The organism is Prescottella defluvii (assembly GCF_000738775.1).
Taxonomy (GTDB): Bacteria; Actinomycetota; Actinomycetes; order Mycobacteriales; family Mycobacteriaceae; genus Prescottella; species Prescottella defluvii.
This window is the reverse complement of record NZ_JPOC01000026.1, coordinates 31,007-46,128: the sequence shown is the minus strand read 5'-3', so window position 1 is coordinate 46,128 and position 15,122 is coordinate 31,007. Positions and strand designations below refer to the sequence as shown.

The window sequence follows — 15,122 nt, the reverse complement described above, 5'->3', positions numbered from 1 at the left end:
CCTCCGCCCGGCCTGCGCCGGGCCGGTTTCGTCCGTCATCCGCAGCACCCGTGAGCCCGATAGGAAGTCATCCCATGAAGCATCGTTCCCGTTCGTTCCTGACCGCCTTCGCCGTGATCGGCGCCGTCGCGCTGACCGCGTGCAGCGGCGGCTCGAGTGACGTCGTCGGCGGCGCCGACGCCGGCGCCGACGGCAGCGGCGGCACGATCAATCTGTTCGCCTACGCGGTCCCCAAGCCGGGATTCGACAAGGTCACCGCCGCCTTCTCCGAGACCGAGGAGGGCAAGGGTGTGAGATTCAACGCGTCCTACGGGGCCTCGGGGGACCAGTCGCGGAAGGTCAAGGACGGCGCGCAGGCCGACTTCGTGAACTTCTCGGTCGAGCCGGACATCACCCGGCTCGTCGATGCCGGCCTGGTCGACGAGAACTGGAACAACGACGCCTACAACGGGATTCCGTTCGGTTCGGTGGTCACGCTCGTGGTCCGGGAGGGCAATCCGGAGAACATCCGGGACTGGGACGACCTGCTCCGGCCTGGTGTCGAGGTGGTGACCCCCAACCCGTTCAGTTCCGGCTCGGCGAAGTGGAACCTGTTGGCCCCCTATGCCGCCAAGAGTGACGGCGGCAAGAATCCACAGGCCGGTCTCGACTACCTCGGCAGGCTGATCGGTGAGCACGTGAAGGTGCAGCCGAAGTCGGGCCGCGAGGCCACCGAGATGTTCCTGCAGGGCACCGGCGACGTGTTGCTGAGCTACGAGAACGAGGCACTGTTCACCGAACGGAACGGCGATCCGGTGGAGCACGTGACGCCGCCGACCACCTTCAAGATCGAGAATCCGGTGGCGGTGATCTCGAACAGCCCGAACGCCCCCCAGGCCATCGCATTCCGCGACTACCTGTACACCTCCGAGGCGCAGAGACTGTGGGCGGAGGCCGGCTTCCGGCCCGTCGATCCGGCTGTCGCAGCGGAGTTCGCGGCAGACTTCCCGCAGCCGCAGCAGTTGTGGACCGTCGCCGATCTCGGTGGCTGGCCGGCCGTCGACGCGGAACTGTTCAAGCAGGGGACGGGCAGCATCGCCGTCATCTACGAGAACGCGACGCAGTAGGGGTCGCGCGGACACCGCGCGGCCACGGGGACCGGACATGGCGACGGCTGCGCCGTGTTCGGTCCCCGTTTCGTCAGCGGCTAGGGTGGTCGCGTGGATCAACTCGCGAGCTGGTGGGACGGTGCAGAACTGTGGGTCGCCGGCCTGCCGTTCATTCCCCAGGTCGTCCTGGTGATCGTGGTGATGATTCCTGCCTGTTTCGGGATCGCCTGGGTGCTCGACCGCGTGTTGTCCGCGCTGTTCGCCGCGTTCGGTCGGGCCGAGCCGGCTGATTCCGACGTCCGCGTGGACGCACACACGAAGGTGGAGGGTTCCTGATGCCGCGCTCACGCGTGACCCTGGCGCTGATCGCGCTGCTCGTCCTGGTCGTCATCGCCTGGTACTTCACCCGCTGACCCCCGCTGACGTTCGTGCGCGAATCGCGTCATTCGGACGTCGGTTCCGTGCTCTGCTAAAGTCTGCCGCGTGTCTGTAGTCGCCGCGCACCAGGTCCGCCATGAACTGGCGTTGATCGCTGTCGGCCGCCTCGCAGTCGCCGACATCGACTGTTGTTGATCTCAGTCTCGGTGTTCGCTCTGTCGTGACACGCGCGTTCGGTCCGAACGCGCTCTTTCCTTCCGCCCCGCTCGGGGGCGACGTGCGCCGCGAACACCCCTCCCCGCATTCAGGTCCCATTTGAACCGACCGACCGTCCGGTCGGGGTTTTTCCGGCGCGCGGGCTCTTCTGCATCCGCCGCCGCTGTAGGAAGGTAGATCCGTATGAAGCATCGGTCCCGCCCGGTCCTGGCTGCGCTCGTCGCGGTCGGAGCTGTCGTTCTCGCCGGGTGCGCCGGCGGCTCGAGCGATGTGATGGGCGGAGGCGACATCGGTGCGGACGGCAGTGGCGGCACGATCAATCTGTTCGCGTACGGGGTCCCGAAGCCCGGCTACGACAAGGTGACTGCGGCGTTCGCCCTGACCGGCGAGGGCGAAGGTGTGAGATTCAACCCGTCGTACGGGGCCTCGGGTGACCAGTCGCGGAAGGTCAAAGACGGGGCCCAGGCGGACCTGGTCAGCTTCTCCGTCGAGCCGGAGATCACCCGGCTCGTCGACGCCGGTCTGGTCGACAGTAGCTGGAACAGCAACGCCTACAACGGTATTCCGTTCGGTTCGGTGGTCACGCTCGTGGTCCGGGAGGGCAATCCGAAGGACATTCGCGACTGGGACGACCTGCTCCGGCCCGGCGTCGAGGTGGTGACCCCCAACCCGTTCAGTTCCGGTTCGGCCAAGTGGAACCTGTTGGCGCCCTACGCGGCCGCGAGTGACGGCGGGGAGAATCCGCAGGCCGGTCTCGATTACCTCGGCAAGCTGATCGGTGAGCATGTGACGGTGCAACCGAAGTCGGGCCGCGAGGCCACCGAGATGTTCCTGCAGGGCACCGGTGACGTGTTGCTGAGCTACGAGAACGAGGCTCTGTTCATCGAACGCAAGGGGGATCCGGTGGAGCACGTGACCCCGCCGGAGACTCTCAAGGTCGAGAATCCGGTGGCGGTGGTCTCGACCGGACCGAACGCGTCCACCGCGGTCACGTTCCGTGAATTCCTCTACACCCTCGAAGCGCAGCGGCAGTGGGCGGAGGCAGGCTTCCGGCCCGTCGACCCGACCGTCCTGGCCGAGTACGCCGCCGATTTCCCGGAGCCGCAGAAGCTGTGGACCGTCGCCGACCTCGGGGGCTGGGACACCGTCGACAAGGATCTGTTCGAGCAGGACTCGGGCCGGATCGCCGCCATCTACGAGAACGCGACCAAGTGATGACCACAGAGACGACTCAGGCGCCGCAACCGACCGCGCAGACGCCGCCACCACGGAAACCGAAGGGGCGCTTCCGGCGCCGGTTCGCCGTCACCGGCGCCGTCGGCCCGTTGGGGATCGGTATCGCGGCGTTGTGGCTCAGCGTCATCGTGTTGCTGCCGCTGGCGGCGCTGACGGTGACGTCGTTCGAGGACGGATGGTCCGGGTTCTGGGACGCGGTCACCGCGCCCGGCGCGCTGGCAGCGTTGCGCGTGACGATCGGGGTGTCGGTGATCGTCGCCCTGATCAACGTGGTGATGGGCACGATGATCGCGTGGGTGCTGGTGCGGGACGAGTTCCCGGGCAAGCGGATCGTCGGCTCCCTCATCGACCTTCCGTTCGCGTTGCCGACGATCGTCGCCAGCATCGTGTTGCTGTCGCTGTACGGGCCGCAGAGTCCGATCGACGTGCACCTCAACGCGACTCAGCCGGGGCTGATCATGGCGCTCGCGTTCGTCACGTTGCCGTTCGTGGTCCGGTCGGTGCAGCCGGTGCTGATGGAGGCCGACCGTGAGGTGGAGCAGGCCGCGGCGTCACTGGGTGCGAGCAACTGGACGATCTTCCGTCGGGTGGTGCTGCCGATACTCACGCCGGCGATCATCAGCGGTGCCGGACTCGCGTTCGCCCGGGCGATCGGTGAGTACGGCTCGGTGGTGCTGATCGGTGGCAACATCCCGCGCGAGACCCAGGTGGCCTCGCAGTACATCCAGCAGCAGATCGAGATCGACCGTCCCGTCAGCGCGGCCGCGGTGTCGGTGGCGTTGCTGGCGATCGCGTTCGCGACGTTGTTCGTGCTGCGCATCTTCGCCGCGCGCAATCTGCGCCGAGAGGAGCAGGCACAGTGAAGATCTCCCCCTGGGCGCGGATCAGTCTCCGCACCATCGTCCTCGGCTACCTGTTCGTGCTCCTGATCGTGCCGATCGGCGTGATCCTCTACCGCACCTTCGAACACGGGTTCGTCGCGTTCTACCACGCGATCAGCACCCCGGCCGCGATCTCGGCGCTGAACTTGTCGCTACTGATCGTCGCGATCGTCGTGCCGATCAACGTCGCCTTCGGCATCATCACCGCACTCGCCTTGGTGCGGGGTCGTTTTCCCGGCCGCGGGCTGCTGCAGTCCGTCGTGGATCTCCCGTTCGCGGTGTCACCCATCGTCGTCGGCGTCTCGCTGATCCTGCTGTGGGGTGCGGGCGGGTGGTTCGGCGGCGTCGAATCTCTCGGCTTCAAGGTGATCTTCGGGTTGCCGGGCATGGTGATCGCCACGATCTTCGTGACGCTGCCGTTCGTGGTGCGCGAGGTGGAACCGGTGCTGCACGAGATCGGGGACGAGCAGGAGCAGGCCGCGGCCACGCTCGGGGCGTCCAAGTGGCAGACGTTCACCCGGATCACGCTTCCGGCGATCCGCTGGGGCCTGACGTACGGCATCGTCCTCACCGTCGCCCGCGCTCTCGGCGAGTTCGGTGCCGTCATCATGGTCTCGTCGGGCATTCCCGGCCAGTCGCAGACGCTGACCCTGCTCGTGCACTCCCGCTACATCGACGACCACAACACCTTCGGGGCCTACGCCGCGGCGACACTGCTGATGTCGATCGCCGTGGTGACACTCCTGCTGATGACCCTGCTCGACCGTAAGAGGAGCACGACATGATCACTGTGACCGGGGCACGCAAGAACTACGGCGACTTCGTCGCGCTCGACGACGTCACCCTCGACATCCCGTCGGGCTCGCTCACCGCACTGCTCGGGCCCAGTGGCTCGGGCAAGTCGACGCTGCTGCGGTCGATCGCCGGTCTCGAGCAGCCGGACTCGGGCACCATCACGATCGCGGGGAAGGACGTCACCGGGGTCCCGCCGCAGAAGCGCGACATCGGTTTCGTGTTCCAGCACTACGCGGCGTTCAAGCACATGACGGTGCGCGACAACGTCGCGTTCGGCCTCACGATCCGCAAGCGCCCCAAGGCCGAGATCGCCAGGAAGGTCGACGACCTGCTCGCGATCGTCGGACTCGACGGCTTCCAGCACCGCTACCCGGCCCAGCTGTCGGGTGGGCAGCGACAGCGCATGGCCCTGGCCCGCGCCCTGGCCGTGGATCCACAGGTACTGCTGCTGGACGAGCCGTTCGGTGCGCTCGACGCGAAGGTGCGCGACGATCTGCGGACGTGGTTGCGGCGGTTGCACGACGAGGTGCACGTGACCACGGTGCTGGTCACCCACGACCAGGAGGAGGCGCTCGACGTCGCCGACCGGATCGCGGTGCTCAACAAGGGGCGGATCGAGCAGGTCGGGACGCCGCAGGAGTTGTACGACACCCCGGCCAACGACTTCGTGATGTCGTTCCTCGGGCCGGTTGCGCGGCTCAACGGACAGTTGGTGCGCCCGCACGATCTGCGGCTCGAGCGCACCCAGATCCCGCAGTCGTTCGCAGCGACGGTCTCGCGCGTGGTGCACCTCGGTTTCGAGGTCCGTGTGGAGTTGCAGCCCAAGACCGGCGCACAGGAACTGTCGGCGCAGATCACCCGCCGCGACGCCGAGACCCTGGGTCTGCGCGAGGGCGAGACGGTGTACGTGCGACCGAGTCACATCATCGCCTGACACCGCGCACGAGGCGGGCCCGGTTCCTCTCGGGGCCGGGCCCTCCTCGTCCGCTGCGGTTCAGGACCCGACGGAACCGAACGGGGACGAACCGCTGCCCGTTTCGGGGGTCGGGAACAGCGGAGCGAGTTCCCGCATCAGGGCGAAAGCTGCCTGATCGGTCGTCGGATCGGCCTGGCCGTCGTCGCGGGTGTGCAGGCCGTTGGCCAGGACGGTGACTCCCCAGCCTTCCGACGGCAGGAGGTAGGTGGCGCTGGTGCTGCCGTTCGAGGCGCCGTTCTTGAAGGCGTAGGGGCGGGTGATCCCGTTCTGTGCGGGATACAGCTGCCATGCCATGCCCATCGTCATGTCGGGCTGATTCGTCGGCGCCACGCCCGCGATGGGTTCGAGCATCGACTGCAGCACGGGTACCAGCGGGCTGTCGCCGTAGCCGAGGGTGCCGGCGACCCATCTCGCCATGTCGGACACTGTGCTGATCAGTCCACCCCCTCCCGCGAGGGCTCCGGTGTTGTTCCAGAGATCGGCTTCGGCTCCGTTCCTGTACGGCTGAGCCAACTCCGGTGTTCGCGTCTCGAGGACGGTCGATGTCATGCCGAGGGGCCCGGTCAGTTCCGCCTCGACGACGTCGGCGAACTGCGGTTCGGGACTACCCGGTGCGAAGGCGTCCGCCATGAGGGTGCCGACCGTGCCGAAACCGAAATCCGAGTAGAGCCAGGTCGATCCCGGGGCGTTCGCGAGTGCGCCCGGTGCCTCGATCCCCTCCCTCAGGAGTGTCCGGTTGTACCGAGCCATTGCGTCCGGGCAGCCGGGGTCGCTGCCCGGGCAGCCCGCATGCAGGTTGCCGGGATCGTCGGTCAATCCGGACCGGTGAGTGACGAGGTCTCCGAGCGTGATGGCTGCTCCGCCCATCGTGGGGAACGTGACGTCCTGCTCGTAGTCCTGCGCGAGATCGGCCAAGTCGGACTGCCCGGCACGGATCCTCTTCGCGAGCAGTGCCGCGGTGAACGTCTTGGTCTCCGAGGCGATCTCGAACTGCGTCTGCGGGCCGACCTTGCGTTGGTTCTCCTTGTCCGCCAGACCGAAATGGTAGGTCGTGGTGATCGACTCGCCGGGCTCGTCTGGGTCGGGCTTGACTATCGCGATGGACATACCCGGTGCGCTGTGGCCGACGACCGTCGCCGCGGTGCGCATGACGGTCTGGAGTTCCCAGCCATCGCCGATCGCGGATCCCGGATTCGGCAGCTGCAGAATCGCGGCGGGTGCCGGCGTGGTGGCAGCCGTGAGTGCGAGCGATGCCGTAGTGGCGAGGGTGAGCGCCGTGGCACCGACCCGCCGACGGGTTCGGCGGGTTCGGCGGACAGTTGGCTGCATGCCCACGAGAATAAATCTGCGGTAGAGGTTGTCGGGCGACAATCGTCGGGCCGACCGAACGAACGACCGATCAGGTGAGGACCGTCCACGGGCTCACGCAGTGGTATTTCCGGTCCTGGTAGACGAGCGGCGCCCCGAGGTTCTCGGGTTCGAGGACGTCCTCGACCGCGGCGGTCAGGACGGTCGCCGGCCCGGCCTGGACCCCCGACAGGGGCGTGCAGCGCAGCACGTGCCCGGTTCCGTGGATCAGGGGTTCGCCGGTCGCCAGAGTCGACCAGGCCATGTCCGGTCCGAAGCGTCGGGTACCGGGCGTGGCGAACAGTCTTGCCAGGGATGCGTTCTCGGCGGTGAGCAGGTGCACGAGGAAGCTGGTGGCGGATCCGATGACGGCGGCCGAGCCCCGATCGGATTGCAGCGAGAACCCGAGGATCGGCGGGTCCGCCGCGATCGACACCACCGACGACGACGTGAGGCCGACGGGGCCCTCGCTGCCCCGGGCGGTGATGATGGCGACACCGGCGGGATGACCGCGAAATGCTCGACGAAAGTCGCCGCTGAGCTGGGATATCGGGGTGGCGGTCGTCAACGGGGATCCTCCGTCAGGTGCATCGGGGTGTCGGCTACAACGCTAGAACCTGAAGTTCACTCGAGGTAAAGCGACTGTGCCGAACGCCACGGCGATCGGCAGGCCCGCCACCCGGGTGCTGCAGCAGGCCGGGAACGCCACACTCGACGCCGTCACTCGGGGTCGAGTGGCATTGTGTCCACAGTCTCGGCGGTCTCCACAGTCTCGGCGGTCTCCGCCAACACCGCGCGCGCGTAGCGGTCGAGATAGTCGCGTTCGAGCTCCTCGGCGTCGGCCTGTCCCGGCCAGCTGTCGGGCAGGGGAGTGCCGTCATGGGTGCAGCGGATGCGGCGTGCGGATCCGAACTCGGGCAGGGTGCCCCTGAAGTCGCACCTGTCGAACGTCGTGAGCGCGGAGAACGTGGTGTCGGCGAATGTGCACTCGGCGAAACGGCCGCCCACGAGCTTCGCGTCGGCCAGATCGGTCCCGTGGAACGTGCACCGCTCGAACACGGTGTTCTCCCCGAGCGCGAGCTTGCGCATCGAGGCATTCGTGAAGTCGCAGTCGATCAATGTCCGTCCGATCCGTGTCCGCGTCAGGCGCGCCGATCTGAAGCTGCACCGAACGAAGAGACGGTCGAGCACGCTGCCCGACGCGGAGATCTTGTCGAACAGGCTGTCGCTCACTTCGGTCTCGAACAGGTGGAGCGCGCCCTGCGCGTGGCTCAGGTCGAGTCGCTCCAGGGTGAGGTACTTGATCGAGAGCGAATGTCCGCGGGCTACTTTCGCCCCACGCAGGTCGACGCGACCTTCGTCGGTCGTCCCGTGTGGGGATGCGATCTCGTGGATGCGGCCGACGAACCGGGCCTGGTCGACGAACCGGCGTGCGATCAGGGCTACGTCCTCGGGGCTCCATCTGCCGCGCAGTGATGCGGCACTCACCATGGTGCGCTTCTCCCTCGTCACCGACCCACTGTAGGTGGCAGGCGGCGTCACGGGCCCAGGTACGGTGGGCGGTTGGGCAGCCGACGGACGTCTGCCCTGCTAGGAGGCGTAGTGGAGAGCGGTCGGATCCGAATCGGGATTGCCGGATACGGCAATCTGGGTCGAGGAGTGGAGTCCGCGGTCGCGGCGAACTCGGACATGACGCTGGTGGGGGTGTTCACCCGGCGTGACCCGGCGACGCTCACCCCGCAGCGTCCGGACACGGCGGTGTTCGGGTGGGACGCACTGGCCGGGCACGAGAACGACATCGACGTACTGATCCTGTGCGGTGGTTCGAAGTCGGATCTGCCGGAGCAGGGCCCGGAGTTGGCGGCGCGATTCAACACCGTCGACAGTTTCGACACGCACGCCCGCATCCCGGAGTACTTCGCCGCGGTGGATGCCCCGGCCCGCGCTGCGGGGCGCACGGCGCTGATCTCGACCGGCTGGGATCCGGGGTTGTTCTCGATCAACCGTGTCTACGGTGAGGCGATCCTGCCGGTGGGCGAGACCTACACCTTCTGGGGGCGCGGGGTCAGCCAGGGGCACTCCGACGCGGTGCGCCGGGTGCCCGGTGTCGCGGGTGCCGTGCAGTACACGCTGCCGTCGGAGGTGGCGATCGCGAAGGTGCGTGGCGGCAGCCGGCCCGAACTGGCGACCCGTGAGAAGCACACCCGCGAATGCTTCGTGGTGCTCGCCGACGGCGCCGACGCGGAGACCGTGCGGCAGGCGATCGTCACGATGCCCGACTACTTCGACCAGTACGACACGGTCGTCCACTTCGTCGACGCGGACACCCTCGCGCGTGACCACGCGGGAATGCCGCACGGTGGCTTCGTGATCCGCAGCGGATCCACCGGCACCGGGAACGTGCAGACCGTCGAGTACAGCCTCGCGCTGGGCAGCAATCCCGAGTTCACCGCGAGCGTCCTGGTGGCATACGCGCGGGCGGTGCACCGGTTGAACGCCGACGGCCGGATCGGCGCCCACACCGTCTACGACGTGGCCCCGGGCCTGCTGTCGCCGAAGTCCCCGGAGCAGTTGCGCGCAGAGTTGCTGTAACGCGGACGGGTCAGGCGGACCGCTCTGCCCGCGCGAGTGCGGGCAGAGCGGACCGGTACCGGTCGAGTGTGACGTCGACGAGGCGGCTGTGTGCGCCGATGGTGTCGGCGAAGATCGCGTCGGGGGCCGCCTCGAGGGCGGCCGTGCCGAGTCGGTCGGTCAGACGTCCGGGTGCCAGGAACCAGGGGGCGATCACGATGCGCTCGGCCCCTCGCGAGCGCAGCATTGAGACCGCCTGTGCGACGGTCGGTTCGGCGGATGTAGCGAAGCAGACGGCGGTTCCCGCCCAGCGGGTGCCCGCGGCGAGTGCGGGTGCGAGGGTGCGGGTGCGATCGTTCGCCCGCGGGTCGGACGAGCCGACCGCGGCGAGGACGACACCGGTGCAGGTGTCGTCGACAGCCACACCGGACTGCGCGATCCGGTCCCGCACGGCGCCGACGAGCCGGTGGTCGTGGCCCAGCACGTCCGACTGGACGAGCGTCAGCCGAGGATGCCGCGCACGGGCGCCGGCGAGAATGCCCGGCAGATCCACGCGCGCGTGGAAGGCGCTGCCGAGCAGCAGCGGGACCACGATTGCCGTGGAATGACCCTCCGCGGCAACAGCGTCGACGACCTGGTCCACGGACGGCGCGTTCAGGTCCAGGAAGCACAGCCGCACGTCGAGATCCGGCCGTCGTGCACGGATCGCCGCCACGGCAGCCGCGACCACCCGAGCGGATCGGGGATCACGGCTGCCGTGCGCGACGGCGATCAGCGGCGCAGTCACAGTGCTAGACCCGCTCACCGAGTTCGACGGCCGCGATCGCGTCGCCGACCAGTCCGGCCGCGAGGGTGTTGCCGCCGGCCGGATCGATCAGCAGGAAGCACCCGGTGTGGCGGTTGACGGTGTAGTCGTCGGCCACGATCGGCTCCGCGACGCGCACCGAGATCTTGCCGATCTCGTTGAGCTCGAGGGTCTCCGGGCTCAACTCGGACGTCAGCTCCTGCTCGTCGAGGCGCTCGACGAGCGCGCCGACGATGGCCTGCGTGGTCCGCGTGCCGTGCTTGAGCAGCAGACGCGCACCGGGACGCAGCGGCTTCTCCGCCAGCCAGCACACGGTGGCGTCGAACTGGCCGATCGGCTCCGGCGCGCCCGACGGCGCCGCGATGGTGTCACCGCGGGAGACGTCGACGTCGTCGGCGAGCACCAGAGTCACGCTGCGGCCCGCGTGGGCGATGTCGAGTTCGCCGTCGGCCGTGTCGATGCGGGCAACTGTGGTCCGGGTGCCGGACGGCAGGATCACCACCTCGTCGCCGGGCACCACGGAACCGGCCGCCACCTGACCGGCGTAGCCGCGGTAGTCCGGGAACTCGGCGGTCCGCGGACGGATCACGTACTGCACCGGGAACCGCAGGCCCACAGCGTGCTTGCCCTCATTGTCGCTGTCCACGGGAACCGACTCGAGATGCTCGATCAGCGTCGGGCCCTCGTAGTAGGGCGTGTTCTCCGACGCCACCGCGACGTTGTCGCCGTGCAGCGCCGACACCGGGATCGCGTGCACGTCCTCGGCGGCCCAGCCGAGCGAGGTGGTCAGCGACCGGAACTCGGCGGAGATGTCGGCGAACACCTGCGCCGGATCCTCGACGAGGTCGATCTTGTTGACCGCCAGCACCAGACGCGGCACCCCGAGCAGCGCCAGGACCGCGGCGTGCTTGCGGGTCTGCGAGATGACGCCCTTGCGTGCGTCCACCAGCAGGATCACCAACTGTGCGGTGGACGCGCCGGAGACCGTGTTGCGGGTGTACTGCACGTGGCCCGGAGTGTCGGCGAGGACGAACGAGCGCCGCGGGGTCGCGAAGTAGCGGTACGCGACGTCGATCGTGATGCCCTGTTCGCGCTCGGCACGCAGGCCGTCGACGAGCAGCGACAGGTCCGGGGTGGACAGGCCCCGGTCGACCGACGCCCGGGTGACGGCGTCGATCTGATCGGCCAGAACGGATTTGGTGTCGTACAACAGGCGGCCCACGAGGGTGGACTTACCGTCGTCGACGCTGCCCGCGGTAGCGAGTCTCAGCAGGTCGCTCATGATCAGAAGTAGCCCTCTCGCTTGCGGTCTTCCATGGCCGCTTCGGAAACTCGGTCGTCGCCGCGGGTGGCGCCGCGTTCGGTCAGTCGGGACGCCGCGACCTCGGCGAGGATCGCCTCGTTGTCGGCGGCCTCGGACAGCACCGCGCCCGTGGTGGAGCCGTCGCCGACGGTGCGGTACCGCACCGAGAGCGTCTGCAACTCCTCGCCCTCGGTCGGCCCGCCCCACACGCCCGGGGTCATCCACATGCCGTCCCGCTGGTACACCGGGCGCTGATGGGCGTAGTAGATGCTTGCCAACTCGACGTCGTCGCGCGCGATGTAGCGCCAGATGTCGAGCTCGGTGAAGTTGCTGAGCGGGAACACCCGGACCTGCTCGCCGGGGGAGTGCCGGCCGTTGTACAGGTTCCACAGCTCGGGACGCTGACGCTTGGGATCCCACTGGCCGAACGCGTTGCGCAGCGAGAAGATCCGCTCCTTGGCGCGGGCCCGCTCCTCGTCGCGGCGCGCACCGCCGAACACGGCGTCGAAACGGTTCTCGGCGATCGCGTCGAGCAGGGGCACGGTCTGCAGCGGATTGCGGATGCCGTCGGGCCGCTCGGTGAGCCGACCGTCGGCGAGATAGTCCTCGACCTTGGCGACATGCAGGCGCAGGTTGTACTTCGCGACCACGTGGTCACGGAAGTCCAGCACCTCCTGCAGGTTGTGGCCCGTGTCCACGTGCAGCAACGCGAACGGCAGCGGCGCCGGCCAGAAGGCCTTGATCGCCAGGTGCAGCAGCACCGTCGAGTCCTTGCCGCCCGAGAACAGGATCACGGGGCGCTCGAACTCGCCGGCCACCTCACGGAAGATGTGGATGGCTTCGGACTCGAGCGCATCGAGGGTGTCGAACTTGTTGCCGTCCAGCGCAAGCCGCGGCTCGGGGAGTGAGATGTCGATTGTCATGACGCGTGCAACCCGCATTCTGTCTTGGCCGAACCGGCCCACCGACCGCTACGCGGATCGGCGCCGGGGAGTGGTTTGACGGTGCATGGAGCGCAACCGATGGACGGATACCCCTCGTCGACGAGCGGATTCACGAGGATCGAATGCGCGTCGATGTACGCCTGCATGTCGTCGTCCGACCACGCGGCGATGGGATTGATCTTCACCAGTCCGAACGCGTCGTCGAACGAGACGAGCGGCGCGTTCGCCCGGGTGGGGGCCTCGACCCGGCGGATGCCGGTGACCCACGCCCGGTAGTTCTTCAGCGTCGCCGTCAGCGGGGCGACCTTGCGCAGCGCGCAGCAGCGGTTGGGCTCGCGGGCGAACAGATCCTTGCCCTCGGCTGCATCCTGCTCGGCGACGGAGGCCTCGGCCTGCGCGTTGATGACGTTGACGCCGTACACCTGCTCCACCGCGTCCCGGGTGCCGATGGTCTCCGGGAAGTGGTAACCGGTTTCCAGGAAAAGAACCGGCAGCACGCCTGATTTATGAACCTGTGCCGCAAGGTGAACCAGGACACCGTCCTGCATGTTCGACGCCACGATGTAGCCGTTGCGATGCCCCGTCGCTTCGCTCGCCCCGGCCCCGAAGGTGTCCTCGGTCCACTGCAGCAGTTCCCCGGCCGACGCTCCGTCGAGTTCGGCCGCACCACGTGCGGCCAGCGCGCGCAGGTCGTCCTCGGTCGCCGTCGTCAGATCCACCGTCATCGCAAATCCCCCTCGTCTGCCCGAACTGCCCACTGCGCGAAGCGTTCACCGTCGGTACGGTGCTTCACGAAATTGCGTACCACGCGGTCGATGTAGTCACCGAGCTCGTCGCTGGTCACCTTGTGCTGGCGCAGCTTCCGGCCGAAGGCACTGTCGAGGCCGAGGCTGCCGCCCAGGTGCACCTGGAAGCCCTCGACCTGCTTGCCGTCGCCGTCGTCGACCAGCTGGCCCTTGAAGCCGATGTCCGCGATCTGCGACCGGCCGCACGAGTTGGGGCAGCCGTTGATGTTGATCGTGATCGGGACGTCGAGCTGCGCGTTGATGTCCGCGAGCCGCTCCTCGAGTTCCGGCGCGAGCACCTGGGAGCGCTTGCGGGTCTCCACGAACGACAGCTTGCAGAACTCGATGCCGCTGCACGCCAGAAGGTTCCGTCGCCAGTGCGACGGCCGCGCATGCAGGCCCAGTGGCTCGAGTTCGGCGATCAGTTCCTCGACCTTGTCGTCGGCGACGTCGAGCACGATCAGCTTCTGGTATGGGGTGAAGCGGATGCGGTCGGAGCCGACCGCCTCGGCCGCGGCCGCGACCTTGGTCAGGATGGTGCCCGACACGCGGCCTGCGATGGGGGAGAACCCGATCGCGTTGAGGCCGTTGCGCAGCTTCTGGACGCCGATGTGGTCGATCGGGCGTTCCGGCTTCGCCGGCGCGGGGCCGTCGATGAGCTTGCGCTTCAGGTACTCCTGTTCGAGAACTTCCCTGAACTTGTCGATGCCCCAGTCCTTGATCAGGAACTTCAGCCGCGCCTTGGCACGCAGGCGGCGGTAGCCGTAGTCGCGGAAGATCGAGACCACGGCCTCCCACACGTCCGGGACCTCGTCGAGCGGCACCCACACGCCGACCCGTTGCGCGAGCATCGGATTCGTCGACAGTCCGCCGCCCACCCACAGGTCCAGGCCCGGGCCGTGCTCGGGATGGTTCACACCCACGAACGCGACGTCGTTGATCTCGTGCACCACGTCCTGCTGCCCCGAGATCGCGGTCTTGAACTTGCGCGGCAGGTTCGAGTACTGCGGATCGCCGATGTAGCGGCGGACGATCTCGTCGATCGCCGGTGTCGGGTCGAGGATTTCGTCGAACGACTCACCGGCCAGGGGCGAACCGAGCACGACGCGGGGGCAGTCGCCGCACGCCTCGGTGGTCTTCAGCCCGACGGCCTCGAGCCGCTGCCAGATCTCGGGGACGTTCTCGATCTCGATCCAGTGGTACTGGACGTTCTCCCGGTCGGAGAGGTCGGCGGTGTCACGGCCGAATTCGGTGGAGAGTTCGCCGATCGTCCGCAGTTGCGCGACGTTCAGTGCGCCGGCGTCGCAGCGCACCCGCATCATGAAGTACTCGGCCTCGAGCAGGTCGATGTTCTCGTCGCCGGTGAAGGTGCCGTCGTAGCCCTCCTCGCGCTGTGTGTACAGGCCCCACCAGCGCATCCGGCCGCGGAGGTCGGCCTTGTCGATGCTGGCGAAACCCTGCTTCGCGTAGATGTTCTCGATCCGGGCACGGACGTTGAGCGGGTTGTCGTCCTTCTTGATCTGCTCGTTCGCGTTGAGCGGTTCGCGGTAGCCGAGGGCCCACTGGCCTTCGGAGACCCGCTTCTTCGGGCGGGGGGTGCGAGCCTGCGCGGGCGGGCTCACGGCGGATTCGGCGTCGGTGGTCGACGTCATGGGTGCTCCTGAATTTCGTGAATCTCACGGTGCACCGGTCGAAGACAGGGGAGGAGGGCTGCTTCCTCGCGGGGATCGTCCTCGGCCGGCCGGGATAAGCGGGCTGAAACGGGGAGACGAACGCAGGCGAGCGCGGACTGCTTTC

16 protein-coding genes are annotated in these 15,122 nt (G+C 68.0%); 8 read left to right on the top strand and 8 right to left on the bottom strand.

From position 1 onward, the window contains the following. Window positions 1-74 precede the first annotated feature (74 nt). The 7 genes from IJ15_RS0110495 (at window position 75) to IJ15_RS0110470 (ending at window position 5,528) form a co-directional block, all read left to right on the top strand. Window positions 75-1,106: a sulfate ABC transporter substrate-binding protein gene (locus tag IJ15_RS0110495; protein ID WP_031938292.1), complete on the top strand. Its 1,032-nt coding sequence runs from the start codon at window positions 75-77 to the stop codon at window positions 1,104-1,106. A gap of 93 nt (window positions 1,107-1,199) precedes the next feature. Then, window positions 1,200-1,424, top strand: coding sequence for a hypothetical protein (locus IJ15_RS0110490; protein ID WP_031938291.1), 225 nt, complete (start codon window positions 1,200-1,202; stop codon window positions 1,422-1,424). A 147-nt stretch (window positions 1,425-1,571) separates the two neighbouring features. Further along, a complete protein-coding gene (locus IJ15_RS26980) occupies window positions 1,572-1,661 on the top strand; it encodes an Ms4533A family Cys-rich leader peptide (protein ID WP_331281023.1) in 90 nt (29 codons plus the stop codon). Between the two features lie 204 nt (window positions 1,662-1,865). Further along, window positions 1,866-2,897 (top strand): sulfate ABC transporter substrate-binding protein, encoded by a 1,032-nt coding sequence (locus tag IJ15_RS0110485; RefSeq protein ID WP_031938290.1) that lies wholly within the window; start codon window positions 1,866-1,868, stop codon window positions 2,895-2,897. Next, window positions 2,897-3,781, top strand: a complete 885-nt coding sequence (gene cysT / locus IJ15_RS0110480) for a sulfate ABC transporter permease subunit CysT (RefSeq protein ID WP_051918746.1) — start codon at window positions 2,897-2,899, stop codon at window positions 3,779-3,781. Before IJ15_RS0110485 ends, cysT begins: the two co-directional genes overlap by 1 nt. Next, complete coding sequence (gene cysW / locus IJ15_RS0110475) at window positions 3,778-4,584, top strand: sulfate ABC transporter permease subunit CysW (protein ID WP_031938288.1); 807 nt, start codon at window positions 3,778-3,780, stop codon at window positions 4,582-4,584. Before cysT ends, cysW begins: the two co-directional genes overlap by 4 nt. Continuing rightward, entirely contained in the window at window positions 4,581-5,528 is a 948-nt protein-coding gene (locus IJ15_RS0110470) for a sulfate/molybdate ABC transporter ATP-binding protein (protein ID WP_031938287.1), read from the top strand. The genes cysW and IJ15_RS0110470 overlap by 4 nt, the downstream gene beginning before the upstream one ends. A gap of 60 nt (window positions 5,529-5,588) precedes the next feature. Here IJ15_RS0110470 and IJ15_RS0110465 read toward each other — a convergent pair whose 3' ends face one another. The 3 genes from IJ15_RS0110465 to IJ15_RS0110455 form a co-directional block, all read right to left on the bottom strand. Continuing rightward, window positions 5,589-6,899, bottom strand: coding sequence for a serine hydrolase domain-containing protein (locus tag IJ15_RS0110465; RefSeq protein WP_031938286.1), 1,311 nt, complete (start codon window positions 6,897-6,899; stop codon window positions 5,589-5,591). Between the two features lie 70 nt (window positions 6,900-6,969). Further along, window positions 6,970-7,485, bottom strand: coding sequence for a flavin reductase family protein (locus tag IJ15_RS0110460; protein WP_031938285.1), 516 nt, complete (start codon window positions 7,483-7,485; stop codon window positions 6,970-6,972). 152 nt (window positions 7,486-7,637) lie between these two features. After that, a complete protein-coding gene (locus IJ15_RS0110455) occupies window positions 7,638-8,429 on the bottom strand; it encodes a pentapeptide repeat-containing protein (protein WP_031938284.1) in 792 nt (263 codons plus the stop codon). A gap of 90 nt (window positions 8,430-8,519) precedes the next feature. Between IJ15_RS0110455 and IJ15_RS0110450 the strand changes: the two genes are divergently transcribed. Then, entirely contained in the window at window positions 8,520-9,509 is a 990-nt protein-coding gene (locus IJ15_RS0110450) for a diaminopimelate dehydrogenase (RefSeq protein ID WP_031938283.1), read from the top strand. 10 nt (window positions 9,510-9,519) lie between these two features. Here the strand turns inward: IJ15_RS0110450 and IJ15_RS0110445 are convergent, their stop codons facing one another. The 5 genes from IJ15_RS0110445 to IJ15_RS0110425 are packed head-to-tail and all read right to left on the bottom strand — an operon-like array spanning window position 9,520 to window position 14,977. After that, window positions 9,520-10,275 (bottom strand): sirohydrochlorin chelatase, encoded by a 756-nt coding sequence (locus IJ15_RS0110445; protein ID WP_031938282.1) that lies wholly within the window; start codon window positions 10,273-10,275, stop codon window positions 9,520-9,522. Between the two features lie 4 nt (window positions 10,276-10,279). Next, window positions 10,280-11,575 carry a sulfate adenylyltransferase subunit 1 gene (locus IJ15_RS0110440; RefSeq protein WP_031938281.1) on the bottom strand — a complete coding sequence of 432 codons (1,296 nt, stop codon included), beginning with the start codon at window positions 11,573-11,575 and terminating at the stop codon, window positions 10,280-10,282. A gap of 2 nt (window positions 11,576-11,577) precedes the next feature. Continuing rightward, window positions 11,578-12,519 (bottom strand): sulfate adenylyltransferase subunit CysD, encoded by a 942-nt coding sequence (gene cysD, locus IJ15_RS0110435; RefSeq protein ID WP_031938280.1) that lies wholly within the window; start codon window positions 12,517-12,519, stop codon window positions 11,578-11,580. Beyond that, window positions 12,516-13,265, bottom strand: coding sequence for a phosphoadenylyl-sulfate reductase (locus IJ15_RS0110430; protein WP_031938279.1), 750 nt, complete (start codon window positions 13,263-13,265; stop codon window positions 12,516-12,518). Before IJ15_RS0110430 ends, cysD begins: the two co-directional genes overlap by 4 nt. Then, entirely contained in the window at window positions 13,262-14,977 is a 1,716-nt protein-coding gene (locus IJ15_RS0110425) for a nitrite/sulfite reductase (RefSeq protein WP_031938278.1), read from the bottom strand. The genes IJ15_RS0110430 and IJ15_RS0110425 overlap by 4 nt, the downstream gene beginning before the upstream one ends. Window positions 14,978-15,122: the final 145 nt, after the last annotated feature.

Excerpts from the sequence above, each read along its gene's own strand:
- IJ15_RS0110495 (WP_031938292.1), top strand. The coding sequence starts at position 75 with ATGAAGCATCGTTCCCGTTCGTTCCTGACCGCCTTCGCCGTGATCGGC.
- IJ15_RS0110485 (WP_031938290.1), top strand. The coding sequence starts at position 1,866 with ATGAAGCATCGGTCCCGCCCGGTCCTGGCTGCGCTCGTCGCGGTCGGA.
- cysT (WP_051918746.1), top strand. The coding sequence starts at position 2,897 with ATGACCACAGAGACGACTCAGGCGCCGCAACCGACCGCGCAGACGCCG.
- IJ15_RS0110470 (WP_031938287.1), top strand. The coding sequence starts at position 4,581 with ATGATCACTGTGACCGGGGCACGCAAGAACTACGGCGACTTCGTCGCG.
- IJ15_RS0110465 (WP_031938286.1), bottom strand. The coding sequence starts at position 6,899 with ATGCAGCCAACTGTCCGCCGAACCCGCCGAACCCGTCGGCGGGTCGGT.
- IJ15_RS0110440 (WP_031938281.1), bottom strand. The coding sequence starts at position 11,575 with ATGAGCGACCTGCTGAGACTCGCTACCGCGGGCAGCGTCGACGACGGT.
- cysD (WP_031938280.1), bottom strand. The coding sequence starts at position 12,519 with ATGACAATCGACATCTCACTCCCCGAGCCGCGGCTTGCGCTGGACGGC.
- IJ15_RS0110430 (WP_031938279.1), bottom strand. The coding sequence starts at position 13,265 with ATGACGGTGGATCTGACGACGGCGACCGAGGACGACCTGCGCGCGCTG.
- IJ15_RS0110425 (WP_031938278.1), bottom strand. The coding sequence starts at position 14,977 with ATGACGTCGACCACCGACGCCGAATCCGCCGTGAGCCCGCCCGCGCAG.